General features: G+C 74.3%; 20 protein-coding genes and 1 tRNA gene. 12 read left to right on the top strand and 9 right to left on the bottom strand.

Annotated elements, in window-relative coordinates; translation table 11 throughout:
• Window positions 1-24: 24 nt before the first annotated feature.
• Entirely contained in the window at window positions 25-246 is a 222-nt protein-coding gene (locus ACIRRH_RS29045; RefSeq protein ID WP_174315667.1) for a hypothetical protein, read from the bottom strand.
• A 276-nt stretch (window positions 247-522) separates the two neighbouring features.
• Between ACIRRH_RS29045 and ACIRRH_RS29040 the strand changes: the two genes are divergently transcribed.
• Window positions 523-596, top strand: a tRNA-Gly gene (locus tag ACIRRH_RS29040).
• A gap of 75 nt (window positions 597-671) precedes the next feature.
• Here the strand turns inward: ACIRRH_RS29040 and ACIRRH_RS29035 are convergent.
• Window positions 672-1607 carry a LysR family transcriptional regulator gene (locus tag ACIRRH_RS29035; RefSeq protein WP_403073291.1) on the bottom strand — a complete coding sequence of 312 codons (936 nt, stop codon included), beginning with the start codon at window positions 1605-1607 and terminating at the stop codon, window positions 672-674.
• Between the two features lie 146 nt (window positions 1608-1753).
• Here ACIRRH_RS29035 and ACIRRH_RS29030 point away from each other — a divergent pair, with 146 nt between their 5' ends.
• Both ACIRRH_RS29030 and ACIRRH_RS29025 read left to right on the top strand, forming a co-directional pair.
• Window positions 1754-3070, top strand: a complete 1317-nt coding sequence (locus ACIRRH_RS29030) for an MFS transporter (RefSeq protein ID WP_403073290.1) — start codon at window positions 1754-1756, stop codon at window positions 3068-3070.
• Window positions 3067-3684 (top strand): cysteine hydrolase family protein, encoded by a 618-nt coding sequence (locus ACIRRH_RS29025; RefSeq protein ID WP_403073288.1) that lies wholly within the window; start codon window positions 3067-3069, stop codon window positions 3682-3684. The genes ACIRRH_RS29030 and ACIRRH_RS29025 overlap by 4 nt, the downstream gene beginning before the upstream one ends.
• A gap of 99 nt (window positions 3685-3783) precedes the next feature.
• Here ACIRRH_RS29025 and ACIRRH_RS29020 read toward each other — a convergent pair whose 3' ends face one another.
• Both ACIRRH_RS29020 and ACIRRH_RS29015 read right to left on the bottom strand, forming a co-directional pair.
• The gene (locus ACIRRH_RS29020) at window positions 3784-4902 is read right to left on the bottom strand and encodes a nucleotide disphospho-sugar-binding domain-containing protein (protein WP_403073286.1); all 1119 of its coding nucleotides are present in this window, start codon (window positions 4900-4902) and stop codon (window positions 3784-3786) included.
• Window positions 4903-5056: 154 nt separating this feature from the next.
• On the bottom strand, window positions 5057-5842 hold the full coding sequence (locus ACIRRH_RS29015) for an alpha/beta fold hydrolase (RefSeq protein ID WP_403073284.1): 786 nt from the start codon (window positions 5840-5842) through the stop codon (window positions 5057-5059).
• 363 nt (window positions 5843-6205) lie between these two features.
• On the opposite strand from ACIRRH_RS29015, the gene ACIRRH_RS29010 reads away from it, so the two are divergent.
• Window positions 6206-6685, top strand: a complete 480-nt coding sequence (locus ACIRRH_RS29010; RefSeq protein ID WP_403073282.1) for a hypothetical protein — start codon at window positions 6206-6208, stop codon at window positions 6683-6685.
• A 641-nt stretch (window positions 6686-7326) separates the two neighbouring features.
• Here ACIRRH_RS29010 and ACIRRH_RS29005 read toward each other — a convergent pair.
• Complete coding sequence (locus ACIRRH_RS29005; protein ID WP_403073281.1) at window positions 7327-7974, bottom strand: response regulator; 648 nt, start codon at window positions 7972-7974, stop codon at window positions 7327-7329.
• Between the two features lie 13 nt (window positions 7975-7987).
• Window positions 7988-9241 (bottom strand): sensor histidine kinase, encoded by a 1254-nt coding sequence (locus tag ACIRRH_RS29000; protein WP_403073279.1) that lies wholly within the window; start codon window positions 9239-9241, stop codon window positions 7988-7990.
• 298 nt (window positions 9242-9539) lie between these two features.
• Between ACIRRH_RS29000 and ACIRRH_RS28995 the strand changes: the two genes are divergently transcribed.
• The 7 genes from ACIRRH_RS28995 (at window position 9540) to ACIRRH_RS28965 (ending at window position 16256) form a co-directional block, all read left to right on the top strand.
• Window positions 9540-10100, top strand: a complete 561-nt coding sequence (locus ACIRRH_RS28995) for a heme-binding protein (protein ID WP_224281307.1) — start codon at window positions 9540-9542, stop codon at window positions 10098-10100.
• Window positions 10101-10320: 220 nt separating this feature from the next.
• Window positions 10321-10740: a hypothetical protein gene (locus ACIRRH_RS28990; protein WP_403073277.1), complete on the top strand. Its 420-nt coding sequence runs from the start codon at window positions 10321-10323 to the stop codon at window positions 10738-10740.
• Between the two features lie 43 nt (window positions 10741-10783).
• On the top strand, window positions 10784-11719 hold the full coding sequence (locus tag ACIRRH_RS28985; protein WP_403073363.1) for an NAD(P)-dependent oxidoreductase: 936 nt from the start codon (window positions 10784-10786) through the stop codon (window positions 11717-11719).
• Window positions 11720-11834: 115 nt separating this feature from the next.
• Window positions 11835-12413 (top strand): NAD(P)H-dependent oxidoreductase, encoded by a 579-nt coding sequence (locus ACIRRH_RS28980; protein WP_403073275.1) that lies wholly within the window; start codon window positions 11835-11837, stop codon window positions 12411-12413.
• Window positions 12414-12789: 376 nt separating this feature from the next.
• Window positions 12790-13920 carry an LPXTG cell wall anchor domain-containing protein gene (locus ACIRRH_RS28975; protein ID WP_403073273.1) on the top strand — a complete coding sequence of 377 codons (1131 nt, stop codon included), beginning with the start codon at window positions 12790-12792 and terminating at the stop codon, window positions 13918-13920.
• 214 nt (window positions 13921-14134) lie between these two features.
• Window positions 14135-15382, top strand: a complete 1248-nt coding sequence (locus ACIRRH_RS28970) for a hypothetical protein (RefSeq protein WP_403073271.1) — start codon at window positions 14135-14137, stop codon at window positions 15380-15382.
• An 88-nt stretch (window positions 15383-15470) separates the two neighbouring features.
• Window positions 15471-16256 carry a MerR family transcriptional regulator gene (locus ACIRRH_RS28965; RefSeq protein WP_403073269.1) on the top strand — a complete coding sequence of 262 codons (786 nt, stop codon included), beginning with the start codon at window positions 15471-15473 and terminating at the stop codon, window positions 16254-16256.
• A 9-nt stretch (window positions 16257-16265) separates the two neighbouring features.
• On the opposite strand, the gene ACIRRH_RS28960 is transcribed toward ACIRRH_RS28965, so the two are convergent.
• From ACIRRH_RS28960 to ACIRRH_RS28950, 3 genes are all read right to left on the bottom strand, one after another.
• Window positions 16266-17402, bottom strand: a complete 1137-nt coding sequence (locus tag ACIRRH_RS28960; protein ID WP_403073267.1) for a helix-turn-helix domain-containing protein — start codon at window positions 17400-17402, stop codon at window positions 16266-16268.
• Between the two features lie 452 nt (window positions 17403-17854).
• On the bottom strand, window positions 17855-19354 hold the full coding sequence (locus tag ACIRRH_RS28955) for an aminopeptidase P family protein (RefSeq protein ID WP_403073265.1): 1500 nt from the start codon (window positions 19352-19354) through the stop codon (window positions 17855-17857).
• Window positions 19355-19480: 126 nt separating this feature from the next.
• Complete coding sequence (locus ACIRRH_RS28950) at window positions 19481-20932, bottom strand: PP2C family protein-serine/threonine phosphatase (protein ID WP_403073263.1); 1452 nt, start codon at window positions 20930-20932, stop codon at window positions 19481-19483.
• A gap of 616 nt (window positions 20933-21548) precedes the next feature.
• Here ACIRRH_RS28950 and ACIRRH_RS28945 point away from each other — a divergent pair.
• Window positions 21549-22211: a bifunctional DNA primase/polymerase gene (locus ACIRRH_RS28945; RefSeq protein ID WP_403073262.1), complete on the top strand. Its 663-nt coding sequence runs from the start codon at window positions 21549-21551 to the stop codon at window positions 22209-22211.
• The last annotated feature ends 50 nt before the right edge of the window (window positions 22212-22261 follow it).

Here is a 22261-nt window from a genome sequence, read left to right as displayed (position 1 = left end):
GCCCGGCTACCCGTCCGTCCGCCGTCAGGCCAGGAACTCCGCGGCCTCCAGCCGCATCGCCCGCGCCAGTTGCGGCTCCGACAGCTCCCGCACGTCGGCCAGCACCGAACTCCGCAGCCGTCCGCACTGCGGACAGCGGATCAACCGCCCGGGCCCGAGCCGGCCCGGACCGAGGTTCTGCATCGGGAACGTGGTGGTGCTGAACAGGTGCCCCTCGGCACAACGAACGACGGCGCGCTGCTCCATCGATCCCCTTCCCATCCCTAACCCAGTACTCACCCGTACTCACGCGCCCCGGCGGCCGAGCCCCAGGACAGCGTCACATTAGGGGATGTTCCGGACATTCCTCACCGTGGCTCGCCGCCCCGACCCCCACCCACCGGGGCACTCGCACGCGGCCCAAACAGTACGCCCCCACGCCTGCCCCACTGTGCTCCGCCACGTCCGCCGACCCCCTGTGCAACCACCGTCGCAGATGGGGTACAGTGACACTGGATCGAGCGGTCTCTGACGGCTCATCAGGCGGGCGTAGTTTAATGGTAGAACATGAGCTTCCCAAGCTTAGAGCGCGAGTTCGATTCTCGTCGCCCGCTCCATACCGAAAGCCGCAGGTCACATGACCTGCGGCTTTCGTGTTGTCCGGGGCGGGTGGTGAGTCCGCCGTGGGGTGGTCAGTGGGGGAGCGTCCAGGTGGGTGTCCAGGCTCCCGGGGTGTCGGGGGTGGGCGCGGTGGTGGCGAGGTGGGCGCGGAGGGTGGGCAGGGCGGGGTGGGGGTTGTCGCGGTGCCAGAGGAGTGAGTGGGGGTAGACGGGCGTCGGGTCGGTCACCGGGATGCGGCGCAGGCCGTGGCCGGCGGGCCAGACGAGGCGGGTCTGCTCGCTCATGAAGGTGGCCAGGGCCGGGGTGTCGGCGATGGTGTCGAGGAGCGCGTCGGAGCCGAAGTTGGGGCCGGTGGCCTCGATGGTGAGGCCGAACTCGGCGACGAGGTCGTCGTAGTAGGCGCCCCATTCGCTGCCGGGAATGATGCCGGGCATCCAGATCCGGTGGCCGACCAGCTCGGCGACGGTCACCGACTTGGCGCCCGCCAGCGCGTGGGCGGGGCCGGTGAGGAGCTGGAGCGGTTCGTCGAGCACCCGGACGGACTCGATGTCCTCGGGCAGCGGCCGGCCGGGCATGGCGACGGCGCGGAAGGACGCGTCGATCGTGCCGGAGCGGATGGCGGCGACGGCGGTCTCGATCTCCAGCAGCATCAGCACGTCGAGGTCGATCTCGGGGTGGGCGTGGTGGAAGCCGCGCATCAGGCCCGAGGCCGCGCCGCGCGAGGCGATCACGTCGACGCGCAGCGGGCGGCGGCCGGTGCGCACGGACGCGACGGCGCGCTCGGCGGCGCGCAGCAGCTCGCGGGCGTGGGGCAGGAACGCCTGCCCGTCGATGGTGAGTTCGGCGCCGCGCGGGGTGCGGGTGAACAGCCGTACGCCGAGGTCGCGCTCCAGCGTGGCGACGCGCTTGGAGACGGCCTGTTGGGTGATTGCCAGGTCGACGGCGGCCTTCTGGAACTGGCCGGCCTCCGCGATGGCGGCGAAGGTGCGCACTGCTTCGAGATCCACGCCGACCCACCCTAGTGAACAACCCGTGGTTGTGCCTGGTGGGCGAATCGGTTGTTTGACCGGCTGTTGCGCCGCCCGGTTAGCTCGCACCGGTCAACTTCGCTTTGTTCGGTCGGGGTCGGGACGTCGAGGGGAGCACACCGGGCATGGTGGGCAGGAAACGGCTGGGCAGGCGGTTCGGCTGGCTGTGGGCGGCGTACGCGGTGAGCGCGTACGGGTCCGGACTGGGGTTCGGGGCGCTGCCGCTGATCGCCGTGCTGGCGCTGGACGCCGGCCCCGTCGAGGTGTCCGCGCTGTCCGCGGTGGGGCCCGCGGTGGGCGCGCTGGTCGCGGTGCCGCTCGCGCCGTGGGTGGAGTTCCGGCGCAAGCGCCCGGTCATGGTCGCGATGGATCTGATCCGGTTCGCGGCCATGGCGACGATCCCGGTCGCCTATGCCTTCGGATGGCTCGGTTTCGTCCAACTGCTCGTGGTCTCGGTCGTGGTCGCCGCGGCCAAGATCGCGTTCGGCGCGGCCAGCGGTGCCTACCTCAAGGCCCTCGTCCGGCCGGACGACCTGCTCGTGGCCAACGCGCGGTTCGAGTCCACGAACTGGAGCTCCATCGCGGTCGGGCCGCCGCTGGGCGGGGCGGCGATCGGCCGGTTCGGGCCGGTCACCACCGTGGTGGCCGACGCGCTCAGCTACCTGCTCTCCGCGCTCTGCATCGTCGCGATCCGCGGCCGGGAGGAGGCCCCGCGGCCGGCCGGCGGGAACCCGGTCCGGGCCGGCGCGGTGCTCGACGGCTGGCGCCACATCACGGGCGACCCCGGTCTGCGGGCGCTCTACCTCAACAACATGCTCGTGGCCGGCCTGATCATGGCCACCGAGCCGATGCTCGCCGTCCTTCTGCTGCGCCAACTCGGCTTTGCCCCTTGGCAGTACGGCCTCGCCTTCGCCGCCCCCTGCCTGGGCGGACTGATCGGCTCCCGGCTGGCCCGGCGGGTCGTGGCGCGCTACGGCCGGGACCGGGTCTTCCGGATCGTCGGCACCCTGCGCGCCGTCTGGCTGATCGGCCTGGCCTTCGTCCGCCCCGGTGTGGTCGGCCTCGTCACCGTGATGGCCGTCGAGCTGGCGATCATCGTCAACATGAGCCTGTTCAACCCGGTGCTCGCCACCTACCGGCTCGAACGCACGCCCAAGCACCTGGTCGCCCGCACCCTGTCGGCCTGGTCGATCGGGCAGCAGGCGTCCATCGCCGTCTGCACCGCGCTCGGCGGGCTGCTCGCCGACGCCACCGGCCCGCGCACCGCCATCACGGTCGCGGGGTTGCTCATCCTGGCCACCCCGCTCCTGCTTCCCCGGCCCGATCGGACCGGACCCGAACGAACGCGGCCCGACCGCACCGGACCCGAACGAACGCGGCCCGACCGCACCCGACCGGACGCCGTACCAGGCACGTCATCAGCACGGAGGACACCCGCATGAGCACCCAGCCCGCACTCGGCCCCGCACTCGACCCCGCGCACACCGCTCTTCTCGTCCTGGACTGCCAGCCCGCGATCCTGGCCGCGCTGCCCGAGGAGGGGGACCGCGAGGCCCTGCTCGGCCGCCTGGCAGGCGCCGTCGCCGACGTCCGCGCCGAGGGCGGCACCATCGCCCACGTGCGCGTCGGCTTCACCGAGGCCGACTGGGACGCGGTCCCAGCCGCCAACAGGTCCTTCGCCCTGCTGGCCCGACACCGCGCCATGCACCACGAGGACCCCGCCGCCGCCGTCCACGAGCGCCTGGCGCCCCGGGACGGGGACATCGTCGTGCGCAAGACCCGCCACGGCGCCATGTCCACCACCGACCTCGACCGGCAGCTGCGCGAGCGCGGCATCACCACCCTGGTCGTCTCCGGCCTCAGCACCAGCGGCGCGGTCCTGTCCACCGTCATCGACGCGGCCGACCGCGACTACCGGCTCCACGTCCTGTCCGACGGCGTCGCCGATCCGGACCCCGGAGTCCACGACGTCCTGCTCCACCGGGTCCTCCCGTCCCGGGCCCATGTCGTCGACACCGCCGGGCTGCGCGCCCTGCTCCGGGCCTCGACGTCATGAGGAGCGCTCCGTTCCGCCGCCCGTACCGCCGACAGCCGCAGGTCGGCTGACCTGCGGCTGTCGCGCGTCGTTCCGCTGCCGCCCGGGGCGGCGGTGGGATCAGCGGCGGGCGGCGAGGTCCTCCAGGACGGGGACCAGAGCGGCCGGGGAGGACAGGGCGGCGTTGTCGGCCTGCAGCCGGTGGGCGGCGTCGCGCAGCGCGGCGTCGGTGAGCAGGCGGGTGAGCAGCGGGGCGTCGACGGCGTCGGAGGCGGAGCTCAGGGCGGCGCCGGTGGCGGTGAGGGCGTCGGCGTTGACGAAGTGGTCCGCGCCCTGCGGGAGCAGCAGCTGGGGCAGGCCGGCCTGGAGGGCGGTCAGCATGGTGCCCGAGCCGCCGTGGTGGATCAGCGCGTCGGCGCGGCCGAGCAGTTCGTTGAGCGGGACCCAGGGCAGGCTGCGGACGTTGGCGGGCAGGGTGCCGAGCGGGGCGAGGTCGGCGTCGCCGACCGCGAGCAGGAAGTCGGCGTCGACCTCGGCCGCCGCCTCGACCATGCGGACCACCGCGCGGACGCCGTCGAGTTCGGAGAGCACGGTGCCCAGGGTGACGACCGCCCGCGGGCGCTCGGGCTTGCGGAGGAACTCGGTCGGGACGATGCCGCCGCCGTTGTACGGGACGTAGCGCATCGCCAGGCCGTCCGGGTCGCCGCCGAGCGGGCCGACGTTGAGCGCCGCGGTGACGGTCGGGCCGGCCAGGCCCCACTCCTCGTACAGGTCGGATACGTGCGAGGCCACCAGCTCGGTCATGGAACGGCCGGGGCTGGCACCGAAGTTGTGCACCACCGACGGGATCTTGAGCCGGGCGGCGACCAGCGGGGGAGCGGCGTGGCAGGAGTCGTGGACGAGCAGGTCGGCGCCCCAGTCGGTGGCGGCCGCCAGCAGGCCGTCCACGCCGGGGCGGGTGGCGTGCGCGAACATCGCGGCCGCCATGTCGAAGATCTCTTCCTGGGTCCTGTCGTGGTTGATGTACTGGACCTTGCCGCCGAGGCGCTCCTCGATGATCTCCCGCAGGCCCCGGCCGTCACCGATCTCGACGATCGGGAAGCCCGCGGGCCGGATCAGGTCGACCGGCTGTCCGGTGGCGAACAGGACCTCGTGCCCGGCGGCGCGCAGCGCCTGAGCGGTGGGCACCATCGGGTAGAGGTGACCGGCCGCGGAGGGGCCGGTGAAAAGTATGCGCATGGTCGTCTCCTTGCGAAATTCGCCAACAAGGCAGTCTCACCTTCGAAGTTGACGTTCAGTCAATTTGATTTGGGTCACCATGCGCGGTAATCAGCCTTTCTGGAGCGGGGCTTGCCTCTCGGGCGGCGGTGTGCTCCACGCGCCGCTGCCGAGGTCAGGCGGAGGCAAGGAGGAAGTCCCGGACGGTGCCGGTGAACGCCTCGGTCTGCTCGGCGAGCACGATGTGGCCGGTGTCGAACTCGGCGTAGGCGCTGCCGGGCAGGGCGGCGTGCAGCCGGCGGGTGTTCTCCACCGGGACGGTGGCGTCCTGGGTGCAGCCGATCACCAGGGCGGGGGCCTGGACGCGCGGGAGCAGCGGGCCGAGGTCCAGTCCGAGGTTGAGGGCGATGTGCCGCAGGGTGCCCGGAGTCGGCTGCATGTAGGCGGTGTTGGCCTGGACGGCCTCGCGCCCGATCCGGTTGAGGAAGCCGCGGCTGAAGGCGGTGAGGGTGGCGTAGCCGCCGAACGCGGCGGGGTGGTCGGCGAGCGAGAGCCAGGTGGCCATGGAGAGCCGCAGGTACTCGTCCTGTTCCGCGCTGATCCAGCCGGCGGCGGCGACCAGGCGGCGGACCCGTTCGGGGTGCAGGGCGGCGGTCGCGGTGGCGACGACGGCGCCGAGCGAGAAGCCGAGGACGTCGGCGGGGCCGCGGCCGGCGTCCTCGATCACGGCGGCGACCTGGGTGGCCATGGCCTCCAGGGTGAGCGGAGCGCCGTCGTCCTCGGCGGCCTCGCTGCCGGAGAGGTCGGGCAGCAGCACGGTGTAGCGGTCGGTGAAGGCGTCCAGCAGGCCGTCCCACATGGCGGAGCCGGGGCCGGTGCCGTGCACCAGGACGAGCGTGTCGGGGCCCTCGCCGACGACGCGGTACGGGATGCGGGCGGTGCCGACGGTGATGACGGGCATGGCGGATCCTCTCGACGGTGGGTCAGAAGGCCTGCTGGGGGCGGTCGGTCGGGGGTCCGGCCCGGCGGTTCGGCACGAGAAGTAAACTACACAGTGCAGGTTAGTGATTCAACTGCACCGTGCAGTGCACTATGGAAGTGTGGGAACGGTGAGGGACGGGGCCGGGTGGGGAACTGCCAGTACCCGCCCGCCGTCCAAGCAGTGACGGAATGCCTGCCCGGGTTGAACGCCGGGGGGAGTACGGAGGGCCCTGTGCAGTCAGGTGGTGCCGAACTGAACGTCGGATGCCCGGGCGGTGGCCCCGGGGGTGCGCGGGTCGCGCCGGTCCGACGGTCGGAGTCCGGGTCGGGTCCGGGGCCGGGGGTGGCGGTCGATCAACTGGACGCCGCCGAACGCTGCGAGACGCTGCTCCAGGACACCCTGGACGCCGTCCGTCCGGCGCCGGCCTGGCAGGGGTCACCCGCGCGGGCGGGGGCACGGCTGCCGCTGCCGGGGCGCGAGTCGGATCTGCTCTGGTACGTCACCCGGGGCCGGGACCTCCTCACCGTCGTCTCACTGCCCCGACGGGCGGTGCTGGTGGACGTGGTGGAGCGGCACTGGCGGCGGCGCGGCTGGACGATCACCTCGCTGAACGCCGACCGGGACCGCCCGGGCGTCGCCGCGACCACCCCGGACGGCTACCGGCTGGCGCTGAGCTTCGGCGAGTCGGGTGAGGCCGGACTGACCGCGGGCTCACCCGGAGTGGCCCGCTCGGAGCGGGGCCCGGTGCTGTCCGGAAGCGTCGACCGCTGCGCGCCGCCGCTGCCGTACGTGTGCTGTCCGTACTGGAGTGCGCTGGCGTAGTCGACGGCCTGGCGCGGGGGACCGGGGGAGGCGCGGGGGGGGGGCCCCCCCCCCCCCCCCCCCCCCCCCCCCCCCCCCGGCGCCGGGGGCGCCCCCCCCCCCCCCCCCCCCCCCCCCCCCCCGGGGCCCCCCCCCCCGGGCGCGGGGGGGGGGGGGGCCCCCCGTGGGGGGGGGTTGTGGAGGCCGGGGGGGGGGGCCCGGGGGGCGGCGCGGCGCGCGCCCCCCCGGACTCGCTCCGCGCCGCCTCGTCGCGCGGCTTCGGCGCTGCCGCTCCCCCCGACACCCCGGCAAACCCGCCGCCCCCCTGGCCACACCCTCCGGCGAGAGTGGTCCGCACAGGCCCCGGCGAGCCCCCACCTCCGGGGACGTCGTTGATCTCAAACTAACAAACCGCTTGGTTGGTTTGTCAATAGCGAAATCCACGAAACATCCACATTGTGACGGGCCTCCCGCAGCGCCCGTAAGGGCCCTGGACCAGGGATTTGTGGTGCCGTCAGGATGGCCGCCGGCCGAGCCGCCCGCGCCGGGCGAGGGCGGGCGGAGGTGGACGCCGGTCTGGAATCCGACATTCCGAGCATCATGGCAGCACGCAGTGACACCGGTCGAGCGCCGAGCGCAGCCGGGGAGGAGCGCGGGCGGGCTCAGCGCAGCAGTCGGCGTTCCTTCGCCACCGCGACCGCGCCCGCCCGGGTGTCCACGCCCAACTTGTCGTAGATCCGGCCGAGGTGCGTCTTCACCGTGGCCTCGCTGATGAACAGCGCCCGGGCGATCTCCCGGTTGCCCAGCCCCTGCGCCAGCTGTTCGAGGATGTCCTGCTCGCGCTCGGTGAGCTGCGGCGCCGGCGCCCGCATGTGCGCCATCACCCTGGAGGCGACCGGTGGCGAGAGCACCGTCCGGCCCTGCGCGGCCGCGTGCACGGCGGCGAACAGCTCCTCCGGCCGTTCGGCCTTCAGCAGGTAGCCGGTGGCGCCGGCGGCGATGGCCCGGGTGATGTCGGCGTCGGTGTCGTAGGTGGTGAGCACCAGGACGTGCGGCCCGCCCGGGACGGCGGTGATCCGCCGGGTGGCCTCCACCCCGTCCATGCCCTCGCCGAGCTGGAGGTCCATCAGCACGACCTGCGGCGCCAGCCGGGCGGCCAGCGCGACGGCCTCCTCCCCGGTGCTCGCCTCGCCGACCACCTCGATGTCGCCGGCGCTCGCCAGCAGCGCGAGCAGTCCGGCCCGCACCACGGCGTGGTCGTCGCAGACCAGCAGCCGGACGGGAGCCGTCCGGGCGGGAGTCGTACTCATCGCTGCTCCAGGCTCATCGGTGTTCCAGGGGGATCGCGGCGGAGACGACGGTGCCCTCGCCGGGCGTGCTCTCCACGGTCAGCCTGCCACCCAGCTGCCGCAGCCGGGCCCGCATCGCCGGCAGACCGTACCCGCGCCCGCCCCCGGTGCCGGCCGCGTCCGGGTCGAAGCCCTGCCCGTCGTCGGCGATGTCCAGTACGGCCTGGTCGCCGAGGAACGAGAGCGTGATCGCGGCGGCCGACGCCCCGGCGTGCTCGCGGACGTTGGCCAGCGCGCCCTGGGCGATCCGCAGCAGCGCGGACTGTGCGGCGGCGGGCAGCGGCACCGGCGTGCCGTCCAGGTGGAAGCGGACCGGCAGCCCGCTCTCGGCGGACTCCCGCTCGGCCAGCGCCCGCAGCGCCCGGTCGAGGGTGCGGCCGTCGGAGAGCTCCACCGGGGCGAGGTCGTGGACGAAGCGGCGGGCCTCGGCCAGGTTCCGGGCGGCCACCTCGGCGGCGGTGCGGACGTGGGTGCGGGCGGTCGCCGGGTGGGTGTCCCAGGTGCGCTCGGCGGCCTGGAGCAGCATCTGCTGGCTGGACAGGCCCTGCGCCAGGGTGTCGTGGATCTCCATCGCCAGCCGCTCGCGCTCGGCCAGGGTGCCCTCCCGCCGCTCGGTGGCGGCGAGTTCGCGCCGGGTGCGGACCAGGTCGGCGATCAGCGCGCGCTGCCGGGCGGCCTGCCGGGCCATGAACAGGAAGACGCCGGTGGCGAGCCCGGCCACCGCGGGGGGCAGCAGGACGAGCGTGGCGTCGACGCCGCCGGGCAGCCGGATCTCGGCGATCACCACCAGCAGGGTCAGGGCGCCGACCAGCGGGATGGCCGCCTTCGCGGGCAGTGCCCGCAGCGCGGTGTAGATCAGCGGGACGGCGCACCAGGCGAAGCTCGGCGCGAGCAGCACCAGCACCACCCAGAGCGCCATCACCAGGGCCGACGGCCACCGGCGGCGCCGGCCCGGGGCGGGCGGACGGTGGTGGTCGAGCCAGGAGCCAGCCGGCTGGGCGACCGCGAGGGCCGCGCTCAGCCCGATCACCCAGGGCGCCTGCGCACTGCCGGAGTGGTGGGTGAGGTAACGGTTGAGCGAGGCGGCGAGCAGCAGCAGGAAGGCGGAGTCCAGCAGCAGCGCCAGCCGGCCCGCGTCCGGATCGCCGGCGTCGTGGCCGAGGACGCCGCGACGGCCGGCACCGGTACGGTCCGCAGCGCGGCCGGCGGTCGGGCGGGGCTGCTGCACGGGTGGCTCCTGGCTGAACGGGTGGTGCGTGCGCGGTCGGTGCCGGCCCGTCCTGGCCGTCCCGGTCCGCACTGACCTGCATCGATCCCTCGATGGTGACCCGTCCGGCCCGGGTCCGCATCAGCCGATCGGTTGACGCCGCCGTCCACCGTCATGCCCGGACGCCCGCGCCGGACCGTCGATGTGGCGGCCCCGTCCCCGGGCGGAGGATCGGAGCACGCCGCCGGGCGATCCCCCCAACTGTCCGGCGGCTCCCGACCCCCCACCCCACCCCGCAGATCCGCTGAGGAGCCGGACCATGAAGAAGACCTCCGTGCGCACCCGGGTGCTGACCGGCACCGTCGTCGCCGCCGCGCTCGCCGCCGCCACCGTGGGCGCCGTCTCGGCCAGCGCCGAGTCCACCGACACCCCGGCCGTCCCGGCCGCGGCGAAGGCCGACACCCAGAACAAGAACCTGGCCGCGAGCAGCGGTCTGACCATCGACGCCGCCACCCGCGCCGCCCAGGCCGCCCTGGATGCGGCCACCAAGGCCGGCCAGCACGTGTCGGTCGCGGTCGTCGACCGTGACGGTGTCACCCGGGTGCTGCTGAAGGGCGACGGCGCGGGCCCGCAGGCCCCGGTCTCGGCCGAGCGCAAGGCCTTCACCGCGGTGTCCTGGAACGCCCCGACCTCGGAGCTGGCCAAGCGCCTGGCCCAGGCCCCGAACCTGAAGGACATCCCGGGCACCCTGTTCCTGGCCGGCGGTGCCCCGATCCAGTCCAAGGGCGCTCCGATCGCGGCCGTCGGTGTCGCGGGTGCTCCCAGCGGCGACCTGGACGAGCAGTTCGCGCAGGCCGGTGTCGCCGAGCTGGCGAAGTGACACCTCCCGGGACACCTCCCGGGACAGCTCCCCGGACGTCTCCCCGCCGCGCCGCCGCCCGGGCGGAGGGCGGCAGCCCGGCCGGCCCGCCCCGCGCAAGGGCCGGGCCGGCCGGGCCATTGCCTCCTTCGGGTGAACGCCGGGAGGGTCGCCGCAGAACACGGGATGACCCTTCGAAAAGCCGGTGCCACTGTCAGTGGCGCGTGGCAGGCTTCCCGGTATGACGGCGTGGACCCTCAACGACATCGAACGTGCGATCCGCTCCTCCTGGGGCGTCGACACCTGTGCGCCCGAGGATCTGGCCCACTGGCGTCCCGACAATCCCGCCCGCGGCCAGTGCGGGGTGACGGCGATGGTGGTGCACGACCTGCTCGGCGGCGAGCTCATGATGGGCGAGGTGTACGTCGACGGGGTGCGGACGGACCTCCACTGGTGGAACCGTTTCGCCACCGGCTTCGAGATCGACCTCACCCGCGAGCAGTTCGGGCCGGACGAGTTGGTCGGCCCCGGCCGTCCGGTCGCCCGCCCGGCCCGCCCCGGCCGGCTCCAGGCCCAGTACGAGCTGCTGCGCAGCCGGGTGGTCGCCGAGCTGGAGCGCGGCGCGGTCGCCGACCGCACCCGGCTGCCGGCCTGCGCGTGAGCCGCCACCCGGCCGCGGGTCCGCAGGCCGGTCCGCAGGCCTCCTGACATACAGTCGGTCGCACACGAGCAGTGGCGGCGAGAGGAGTGCACGGATGCCCGGGCGGACGATCGGCTTCGTGGGGCTGGGGGCGATGGGGCGCGGCATGGCCGGCAGCCTGCTGCGGGCCGGCCACACCGTAAGGGTCTGGAACCGCTCGCCCGAGCCGGTGGCCGCCATGGTGGCCGAGGGCGCGGAGGCGGCCGACTCGCTCGCCGAGGTGTTCGCCGCCGACACGGTGGTCTCCATGCTCGCCAACGACACGGCGGTCGAGCAGCTGCTGCTCGACCCCGTGCTGCTGGCCGGCGCCGCGGCGACCCTGCACGTCAACATGGCCACCGTCTCGCTCGCCCTCGCCGAGCGGGCCGAGGCGCTGCACGCCGAGCACGGCATCGGCTACGTCGCCGCCCCCGTCCTCGGCCGGCCGCCGGTCGCGGCGGCGGGGCGGCTGAACATCCTGGTCGCGGGCGAGCCCGGGCTGCTGGAGCGGGCCGAGCCGCTGTTCGCCGCGATGGGCGAGCGCACCTGGCACTTCGGCGAGAGCCCCCGGCAGGCCAACACGGCCAAGATCAGCACCAACTTCCTGATCGCCTGCGCGATCGAGTCGATGGCCGAGGCGTGCAGCCTGGCCGAGGCGCACGGCGTCCGGCCGACCGACCTGGTCGAGATGCTCACCGGCACGCTCTTCCCCGGGCCGATCCACGCCGGCTACGGCGCGATGGTGGCCGAGCGCCGCTACGAGCCGGCCGGGTTCCGGCTGCCGCTCGGGCTCAAGGACGTCGGCCTCGCGCTGGAGGCGGGGGCCGCGCGCAACGTCCCGCTGCCGTTCGGCAGCATCCTGCGGGACGCCTTCCTGGACGCGCTGGCCCACGGCGACGGGGACAAGGACTGGGCGGCGGTCGCCGCCGTCGCCCGCCGCCGGGCCGGACTGCCCGACTGACCGTCGGCCGGCCGCCCCCGGGTTCCGGTCCGGGGGCGGCACGGGCACGGAATAACCGGCGTTCGACGGCTGCTCCCTCCTGCGTCCGCACCGCACGCACGACGGAGGAGTCCTGATGGCCGATCAGCAGTCCGGCGCCGAGGCGTCGCGCCGGTTCCTGTTCCTCGACGCCAGCGCGCGGGCCGACGGCAACTCGGTTCGACTCGCCCGGCTGGCCGCCGAGTCGAGCCTGCCGGGCGGCTCCGAGCAGCGCTGGCTGCGGCTGGACGAGCACCCGCTGCCGCCCTTCCGGGACCTGCGGCACACCGGCGACGGCAGCTACCCCGAGCCGGCCGGCCACGAGCGGACTCTGCTGGACGCCACCCTGGCGGCCACCGACCTGGTCTTCGTCGCGCCGCTGTACTGGTACTCGCTGCCGACCAGCGCCAAGCTCTACCTCGACCACTGGTCGGCCTGGATGCGGGTGCCCGGGGTGGACTTCCGCGCCCGGCTGGGCGGCGGCACGCTCTGGGGCGTCACCGCCCTCGCCACCGGGGACGACAAGGCGGAGCCGCTGATCGGCACCCTCCGGCTGACCGCCGAGTACATGGGGATGCGCTGGGGCGGGGTGCTGCTCGGCAACGGGACCCGCCCGGGCGACGTGCTGGGTGACGAGCGGGCGGTGATCGCGGCCAAGTCCTTCTTCGCGGGCTGATCTCCCAAGGCCGACTCCGCGGGTCGATCTCCCGGGTCGAGGCCGGGGCCCGAGCCCGTGCGGACCGGCGCCCGGCGGACCGGGCGCTGGTCCGCATTCGCCGCTCGCCGCGGGGCCGTGCGGTACCGTCCTCCGGGCGTGTACCCGTCACCTGTCGGCCATCCCTCGGTTCGGCGCAAAAGCCTTACGGGTGGCCAGAGTTGGACGATTCGGGCATCACTTCCCTGAGTCCGGACCGTAGCCGGTCACCCGGCTTCCGGACCGGTCGGGTCGTTCGGTACTCTCCGTCGGACTTTCAGCTTCGCGGGGAGTACGCGGCGTCTGTGGCCGCCCCCTCGCGCCCGGGCCTCGCCCGGACACTTCCGTGAGGTCTTCCTTGTCCATACGTCGCAGTCTTGCCCTTGCCGGCGCCGCCGCGCTCGCGTCCTCGCTCGTGCTGGCCGGCGCCCAGAGCGCCATGGCCGTCGGTGCCACCGGCACCCCGTCCGCCGTCGCGCCGCAGGCCGACAAGGCGTCGCACGCGAGCCTCGACCTCTCGCTGAACGGCGTGCCCGGCACCTTCATCGCCGGCGGTGACGCCCGCGAGTTCACCTTCAAGATCGACAACCGGACGAAGCACGACTTCGTCTTCATCCCGCTGCTCAAGTTCAAGAACAAGGCGGGCTCGCTCCAGGCGAAGGACCTCAAGGTCCAGTTCCGGCTCCCCGGGGGTGAGTGGCAGACCGCCGTGGCCGCCCCCGACAAGAGCGGGGAGAAGAACGACTCCGTCCTGATGCTGCTCGGCGCCCTCGGCCCGGAGGGCAACCCGACCGGCGATGACCTGCTCGGGGTGAACCGCGGCAAGAACGTCCCGATCAAGGTCCGGGCCTCCTTCGCCGACGGTGCCCCGCTCGGCCGGGCCGGCGTCGTCCCGGTCGTCTTCGCGGCCCAGCTCGACGACTCCAGCCACCAGCCGGTCGACAACGGTCACCTCAGCTGCGACGGCGGCGCGGGCTTCGTCATCAAGGCGCCCGGCGGCAAGCCGACCCCGACGCCCACCTCGTCGCACACCGGCAAGCCCAGCCCGACGCCGACCCCGACCCAGACGGGCAAGCCCAGCCCGACCGCGAGCGGTTCCCCGTCGGCCACCGCGACCGCCACGCCGACGCAGAAGCCGACCGAGACGCCCACCGACACCCCGACCGAGAAGCCCACCGAGAAGCCGACCACCCCGGCCACCGGTGAGCCCTCCGGCCCGGCCACCACCCCGGCCCCGGCCGAGAGCAGCGGCGACACCTCGGGCCCGATCGACTTCCCGGTGGAGCCCCCGGTCATCACCCCGCCGCCGCTGACCCCGGCCGCCGTCGACAAGGCCAAGGCCGCCGCGGACGGCAACGACAAGGCCCTGGCCCAGACCGGTGGCGGTGACAACACCACCGCCATCGCGGCCACCGGTGGCGCCGTCCTGGTGGCCGGTGTCGGCACCCTCGTGGTGCTGCGCCGCCGCAAGGCCGCCCAGCAGGGCTGACCCGAGGCGCGCCGATCCGAAGCGCGCCGACCCGGAGGGTGCTCCCCGCGGGGGCCGGGCCACGGCTGATGCCGGCCCGGCCCCCGCGTCGCTCCCGGTGTGCCCCGGGCCGCCCGCACCGTCCCGTCGGACGGGTGTGCGAGCGACACGGGCGGTTCTCCTCCGTCACATAGGATGTCCGGCCGGAGGGGGGCGGAACGGCGGGAGAGGACAGGTGCGGGAAGCGCGCACGATACGGACCACCACCGACTACGAGGCGGCGACCGGGCGGATCGCCGGACTGCCGCTCCGGAGGCACCACGTCCTGCTGACGGCCTGGACGGTGCTCTGGTTCTTCCTGGTCGAGCCCAGCGGTGGCTTCTCCTGGCACTACCTGCGCCAGGGCGAGCAGCTGCTCTTCAGCGGTCAGCCCGACGGTGGCCTGTCGCTCTACGCCCACCACCCGGAGCTCCAGATCGGACCGGTCAGCCTGGCCGCGGCCCGCCTCACCGCCCCGTTCGCACCGCACACCGGCGAGCTGATCGCCGAGGCGGTGAGCGCCGGGCTGGGCCTGGTGATGCTGGTCGTGGTCGGCCGCACCGCCGCCCTGTACTACCTCGGCACCGGGACCAACCACCGACGGCTCCAGCAGCGGCTGCTGATCGCCGGGCTGGCGTTCATCCCGATGTGGGTCGAGGTCTCCGTCCGCTTCGCGCACCTGGACGACGTCCTCGCGCTGTTCTTCACCACCCTCGCCGCGCACGCCCTGGCCCGCGGCAAGCCCACCCAGGTCGCGGTCTTCCTGGCGCTGGCGGTGGACTCCAAACCCTGGGCGATAGCCTTCGCCCCGCTGATCCTGGCGCTGCCCCGGCCCGCCTGGCTGCGCACCGCGCTCTGGTTCTGCGCCCTGGTGGCGATCGCCTGGCTGCCGTTCTACCTGGGCAACCTGGACACCATGGCGGCCGCCAAGTTCACCATCCCGAACCAGCCCGCCTCCGCACTGCGCTGGTTCGGGGTCACCGACCCGTCCACCCCCTGGTGGGACCGCCCGACCCAGTTCGCGCTCGGCATCGGGCTCGGCTGCGTCGCCGTCTGGCGCGGGCGCTGGCCGGCCGTGGTGCTGCTGGGCGCGGACGCCCGCATCCTGCTCGACCCGAGCGTCTACACGTACTACACGGCCTCGATCCTGCTCGGCACCCTGCTCTGGGACGCGGTCGGGCAGAAGCGGCTCGTCCCGTGGTGGAGCTGGATCGCGCTGGCCGCGCTGTACGGCGGCACGCTGTTCCTGCCGTCCGACGCGGCCCGCGGCTTCGTCCGGCTCGCCTTCGTGGTGGTCTCCGCCGCGTACGTGCTGTTCTGGCCCACCCAGCGGTCCCGCCGGCAGCGGCCCGGCGCACCGGGTGACGGCAACGGCGGGGGTGGCGGCCACGGCCGCAGCAGCGGCCGACGGCGCGAGCGGGCGCTGGCCGGCGCCGGCGCCTGAAGCGGGCGCGCCCGCGCCCGGTCCCACCGCTTGACCCTCACGCGACGTGAGAGCCGAGGGTGGTGGTCAGCACCAGGGAGGAACTCCGATGACCAGTGAGGGCTACTCGGTCGGCGCCGTGGCGAAGATCGCCAAGGTGACCGTCCGCACCCTGCACCACTACGACGAGATCGGCCTGCTGTCCCCGGCCGGCCGTACCCGGTCCGGCTACCGCCGGTACGAGGACGCCGACCTCGACCGGCTGCAGCAGATCCTCTTCTACCGAGAACTCGGGTTCCCCCTGGAGGAGATCGCGGCGATCCTGGACGACGAATCGGTCAGCCCGACCGAACACCTCCGGCGGCAGCACCGGCTGCTCACCGACCGGATCAGTCACCTCCAGGAGCTCGCCACCGCCGTCGAACACGCCATGGAGGCACGGAGAATGGGCATTCAGCTGACCCCGGAGGAGAAGTTCGAGATCTTCGGCGAGAGCTACCAGGAGGAGTGGGAGCAGGAGGCCGAGCAGCGCTGGGGCGACACCGAGGCCTGGGCCGAGTCGCAGCGCCGCACCGGCGGCTACTCCAAGGCCGACTGGCAGCGCATCCAGGCCGAGATGACCGGGCTCAACAACCGCCTGGCCGAGGCGATCACGGCCGGCGAGCCCGCCGACGGCACGGTGGCCACGGACCTCGCCGAGGAGCACCGGCAGCACATCTGCCGGAACTTCTACGACTGCACGTACACCATCCACCGCGGCCTGGCCGGGCTGTACGTCTCCGACCCGCGCTGGACCGACGCCTACGAGAAGACCGCGCCGGGCCTGGCGCAGTGGCTGCACGACGCCATCCTCGCCAACGCGGACCGACGCGAGGAGAAGCGCGACGGGAAGTAGGCCGCGCGCTCAGGCCACTCCGCGTCCGAAGGAACGCCGGTAGGCGGTCGGGGAGGTGCGCATCACCCGGCCGAAGTGGTGGCGGAAGGCCGCGGCGTTCTCGAAGCCGACCGCCGTGGCGATCTCCTCCACCGTCCCCTCCGGCGACTCCAGCAGCGCCAGACTGGCCGCGATGCGCTGGGTGACGACCCAGCGCATCGGGCTGGTCCCGTTGCGGGCGGTGAAGTGCCGCAGGTACGAGCGGTCCGACATCCGGGCGGCGCGGGCCAGCTGCGAGACGGCCAGCGGGGACGACAGGTGGTCCAGCGCCCACTGCATGCTGCGGGCGATCCCGTCGTCCTCGGCCTCGACCGGGCGGACGGCCGCCTCGACGAACTGGGCCTGCCCGCCGTCCCGGTGCGGTGCCACCACGAAGCGGCGGGCCACCGTGTTGGCGACCCTGGCGCCGTGGTCCCGGCGGACCAGGTGGAGGCAGAGGTCGATGCCGGCCGCGCTGCCCGCGCTGGTCAGCACGTCGCCGTTGTCCACGTACAGCACGTCCGGGTCGACCCGCACCGCCGGGTACCGCTGCTGGAGCAGCTCGGCGTACCGCCAGTGGGTGGTCGCCTCCCGGCCGTCCAGCAGCCCGGCGGCGGCCAGCGCGAAGGCGCCCGAGCAGATCGACACGATCCGGGCACCGCGCCCGTGCGCGGTGCGCAGCGCCTCCACCAGGGCAGGGGAGACTTCGCAGTCGAACGCGTTCGGCACCCCGGGGACCACCACGGTGTCGGCGGCCGCCAGCTCGTCCAGCCCGTGCCGGGCGGTCAGCGCGAAGCCGCCCACCGCGTCCAGCGGCGTCCCGGGGCGGTCGGCGCACACCTTCAGCCCGTACCAGGGCGCCGCCAGCAGGCCGGTCAGCTCGGGCCGCGCCAGCCCGAACACCTCGACCACCACGCCGAGCTCGAACGGCGCCATGCCCGGAAAGGCGTACACCGCGACGTCGTGCACGGGCTCCGGACACCGGCCGATGGTGACGGCCACCGGCCGTGACCCGACGGCGGTCCCGGTGACCGCAGTCGTACCCGCGGCCGGATCGACGGCCGCGGTCCTCTCCACAGCCGTACCCGTTCCGGCACCGACCGGGCCGTCGACGTTCTGCTCGGCCATGCGAACCCCCTGCTCACGGGTGGCGGAATGCCGGTGAGTGTAGCCCTCCCGGCCCCTTCGGAATTCTCTTCGAACCCACCTGCACCCTTCACCCCCGTCACACGTCCTTCGGTACGGGGACGGAGGGAACCCGGCAGAGGGCAGCCGGAACGATCCCCCCGATCACGATCTCGATCAGGTGACCTGACGGAACGGCCTGCGCCGTCACCGTCCCGGGGGAAAGCGGAACGGCGACACGGTCGAGTACGCCTTCCGGGTCACGTTCAGGGAGACCCCGAAGTACGACGTGGACATCCGGGTGGGCGCGGAGTCGAACGGCCACCGGTCCGTCCGGCGGTCCGTCTTCGGGCGCTAGGGGTCCGCCCGGCCACCGGTCCCGGTCACAGCCGAAGGGCCCGGCCTCCCACTGCTCGGGAGGCCGGGCCCTCTTGCGTGCTCGTGCGCGCTCCGGCTCAGACGAGCGAGGCCATCCAGGCCTCGACGTCCTCGGCCCGGCGGGGCAGGCCGGCCGAGAGGTTCTCGTTGCCGTCGGCGGTGACCAGGATGTCGTCCTCGATCCGGACGCCGATGCCGCGGTACTCCTCCGGCACGGTCAGGTCGTCCTGCTGGAAGTACAGGCCGGGCTCGACGGTCAGCACCATGCCGGGCACCAGCAGCGCGTCGACGTGCTCCTCGCGGCGCGAGTGGGCGCAGTCGTGGACGTCCAGGCCGAGCATGTGGCCGGTGCCGTGCAGGGTCCAGCGGCGCTGGAGGCCGAGCTCCAGGACCTTCTCGACGTCGTACACCGACGGGTCCAGCAGGCCCCAGGCGAGCAGTCGCTCGGCGAGGACGCGCTGCGAGGCCTCGTGGAAGTCGCGGAACCGGGCGCCGGGCTTCACCGCGGCGATGCCGGCCTCCTGGGCGTCGTACACGGCGTCGTAGATCCGGCGCTGGAGCTCGGTGAAGCGGCCGTTGATCGGCAGGGTGCGGGTGACGTCGGCGGTGTAGAGGGTGCTGGTCTCCACGCCGGCGTCCAGCAGCAGCAGCTCGCCGGGGCGCACGTCGCCGTCGTTGCGCACCCAGTGCAGGGTGGTGGCGTGCGGGCCGGCCGCGGCGATGGTGCCGTAGCCGACGTCGTTGCCCTCGACCCGGGCGCGGCGCCAGAAGGTGCCCTCGATCCAGCGCTCCGAGGTGGCGACGGCCTGGCCCAGCTCGCGGACCACGTCGGTGAAGCCCTTGACGGTCGCGTCGCAGGCGGCGCGCAGCTCGCCGATCTCCCACTCGTCCTTGACCAGCCGCAGACCGCTCAGGAACTCCTTGAACCCGGCGTCCTTGTCGGCGTCCAGGGCGTCGGCGAGCGCGGCCTCCAGGCCGGCGTCGTAGCCGCGGACGATCCGGGTCGGCACGGCGGAGTCCGCGGCCTTCGCGGCCAGCTCCTCGGCGGCCTTGCGCACGTCGCGGGCGGGCAGGCCGAGCAGCTGCTCCTGCTCGCTCAGGCTGTGCCGGCGGCCGACCCACAGCTCGCCGTAGCCGTCCAGCCAGAACTCGCCGTTCTCGCGGTTCGAGCGGGGCAGCAGGTAGAGCACGAACTCGTGGCCGGCCGCGCCGGTCGGCTCGCCGACCAGCACCGCGTCCTCGGTCTGGTCACCGGTGAGGTGGACGTACTCGCTGGAGGCGCGGAACGCGTAGTCGGTGTCGTTGGAGCGCACCCGCAGGTTGCCGGCCGGGACGACCAGGCGCTCGCCGGGGAAGGCGGCGGACAGCTTGGCGCGGCGCTCGGCCGCGTACGGGGCCTGGGCGACGGGGGCGAGGTCGTGCAGCTCGGTGTCGGCCCAGCCGGACTTCATCGAGGCGGCCAGCTCGTCGGAGACCTCGCCGTAGAGGCCGTTCTTGCGGCCCTTGTGCTGCTCCGGCTCCTCGCCGCCCTCGGCCTCGGGGTTCTCGGCCACCGCGGGGGTACGGTCCTCGGTCACGTGCAACGCCTCCTTGGGGGGTGGTACCGCCGCCCCTCGGGGGAGGTGTCGGATCGCGACACGCGCGGGCGGCCGTGCGTCCATGGTACGGACGCCCGGCCGCCCGTTTGTTCCGGGCCCGAACGGTCACTCGAAGCGGGCCGCCAGCAGCATCAGGTCGTCGGTGGCCGTGGTCGCGGCGTCCGGGTCCGGGCAGACGGCCAGCAGGTGGGCGCAGAGCCGGTCCGGGTCGATCCGCACGTCGCGCGGGGCGTCGGCGGCGGCCCGGCGCAGGTTGGCCTGCCCGGCGTGCAGGGTCGGGCCGCAGCGGCGGGCCAGCCCTTCGGTGTAGAGCAGCAGGGTGTCGCCGCGCTCCGCGGTGAACTCCACCCCGGGGGCCTCCCAGCAGGCCAGCATGCCGAGTGGGGCGGAGAGCGAGGTCTCCACGAACTCGGCGCCGTGCCGGCCGACCAGGACCGGCGGGCAGTGCCCGGCGCCGGCCAGGGTGATCCGGCGCTCCTCGGGCTCGACCCAGGCGTAGACGGCGGTGGCGGTGCGGGCCGGCTCGGTGGTCTTGAGCAGCAGCTCCAGGTCCCCCAGGACGGAGACCGGGTCCTCGCCCTCCAGCACCGCGTAGGCCCGCAGCGCGGACCGGACCCGGCCCATCGCGGCGGCCGCGCCGGGGGCGGAGCCCGGGCCCGCGCCGGGGCCGTCGCCGGAGACGGAGCCGACGGTGAGGCCGATGGTGCCGTCCGGCAGCGGGATCGCGTCGTACCAGTCGCTGCCGCAGGAGCGCTCCAGCCCGGCCGGGACGATCCGGGCGGCCAGCCGCAGTCCGGCGGCCTGGGGGAGCCGGTCCGGCAGCAGGCCGCGGCGCAGTGCCTCGGTGGTGCGCGAGATCCGGTCCGACTCCAGCTGCTTGGCGAGCAGCGGGGCGGCGATCTCGCAGTAGTGGCGGGCCAGTTCGCGCCGGCATCCGGTCGGTTCGGCGGGCTCGTCCCAGAACCAGAGGGCGGCGGCGAGCGGGCCGTCCTCGGGGGTGGCGAGCGGCAGGCCGAAGGCGCCGCCGAGGCCGAGGTGGACGGCGAGTTCGCGCAGCCGGTCGCCGATGGCCGGGTCCTCGGCGAGGTCGTGGGAGTGCAGCTGCGCGGGCCGGTCCCGTTCGCGCAGCAGCCTGGCCAGCAGGCTCTGCTCGGTCGGGACGGTCTCCAGGGCGCCGAGGCTGGCGCGGTCGAGGCCGAAGCCGACCGGCTGGCCGGGCCCGCCGCCGGGCAGCCTGGTGACCAGCATGCCGCGCCGGGCGCCGAGCAGGGCGGCTCCGGAGGCGAGGACGGTGTCCAGGGTGGCGGCCAGGCCGCGGGTGCGGGCGAGCCGCTCGGTGTGTTCGTGCAGGCTGGTGATATCGGACAGGCGTCCGGCCAAACGGTCCTGCACCGCAGCGGACGGCGCCGTGCGTCCGTCCGCCGTGCCGTCCGGGACGTCGACCCGGCCGGGCAGGTCCGGCGGGTCGAGGACGGTGAGCCCGCCTGCGCAGCCGGGTTCGCCCGGCTCGGCGGTCGTCGTCGACGGGAGGGCCGTCGACGGGTGGGACTCGTTCATGCCGCCACTCCTGACGCGGTGCTACGTGCCATGCGAAACCCCCAGGTACGGCCAATGTGGAGCGAGCACGGCCAATGGGCGTGTTTCGCCTCGATTCGCTACTACTCGTCATTGATCGACAGCAATGCCACCACTTCTACACAGGCCATTCGGGGCATGTCCAGATCCAGGACGACGCGGTGGTCCGTTCCACACCCGTCGCGACCCGGTCGGGGGGCGTGCAGGGCTCGCGTACGCGCCGGGCGGACCGGGAGGCATGGAGCGGGCCGCGAACGGGCAGAACCGGGAGGACGGCCCGGGCGGCCGTCCGGATCGTATGTCCGTGCCGCCCGCGAGCCGGGCTGGCCGGAACTCTCTCACTCGTACGGTGGAACCAAGCGCGCCCGGGCGGCGTCCATCCGGTCGCGTACGGGATTCTCGTTCCAAGGGCTGTGCCGGTGCGCGGCCCTTTCATGTCGTGCTCCACACCCGCTCCACGTCGTAGCCGCGCCGTCCGCGTTGCCGCCCGCCCCGCTCCGTGCCGCCCGGGCCGTGCCGCGGCCGGCCCGTGCGGAGGATCCCGACGGACGCCGGCGGGGCGGAGCGAACCGAGCGGTCAGGGAAAGGAACGAGCGCCATGCGTGAGAACCCGAAGGGCCGGTCGCAGGAGCGTGCCGCCCGACTGGCCGCGGCCCTGACGGCCGCCGTCGACCACCGCTGGCCCGTGGTGCCGGGCGCCGTGCTGCGCGACGGCTGCTGCTCCTGCGGTGACCGGGACTGCACCGTCCCCGGCGCACACCCGCACGACCCCTCGCTGCTGGCCGCGACCACCGACACCCGGATGGTGCGCTGGTGGTGGGAGCGGCAGAGCCCGGACGCGCCGGTGCTGGCCGCGACCGGCTCCACGGTCTCGGCGGTCAGCCTGCCCGCGGCGGCCGGTGCCCGGGCGCTGGCCTACCTGGGCGCGCTGCGGCTGCCGCTCGGACCGGTGCTGGCGATGCCGGGCCGCTACGCGCTGCTGGTGGCACCGTACTCGCTGGACGTGCTCGGCGAGATGCTCGCCCAACTCCCCTGGGTGCCTGGATCGTTGCGCTATCACGGGCCGGGCGGCTTCCTGCCGCTGCCGCCCGGCGGCGCGGCCGTGGGGGTCCCCCCGGCCGGAGGCTGGGGGAGGGTGCGCTGGGTGCTCGCGCCGCGGCCGGGTGTCGGTGGCGGGGTCTGGCTGCCGCAGGTCGGGCCGCTGCTGGGGGAGTTGGTGGAGGCGACGGTCCGGCTGGACAGCGGACGCTCGGCCTACTGAGGATCACCGGGTCCGGGCGGGGCGTCGAGGCCGTCCGCCGGGGCGTTCCG

The organism is Kitasatospora sp. NPDC101235 (genome assembly GCF_044767505.1).
GTDB lineage: Bacteria > Actinomycetota > Actinomycetes > Streptomycetales > Streptomycetaceae > Kitasatospora.
Note: the sequence above shows the minus strand (reverse complement) of the source record. Positions and strands in the feature narration are given on the sequence as shown.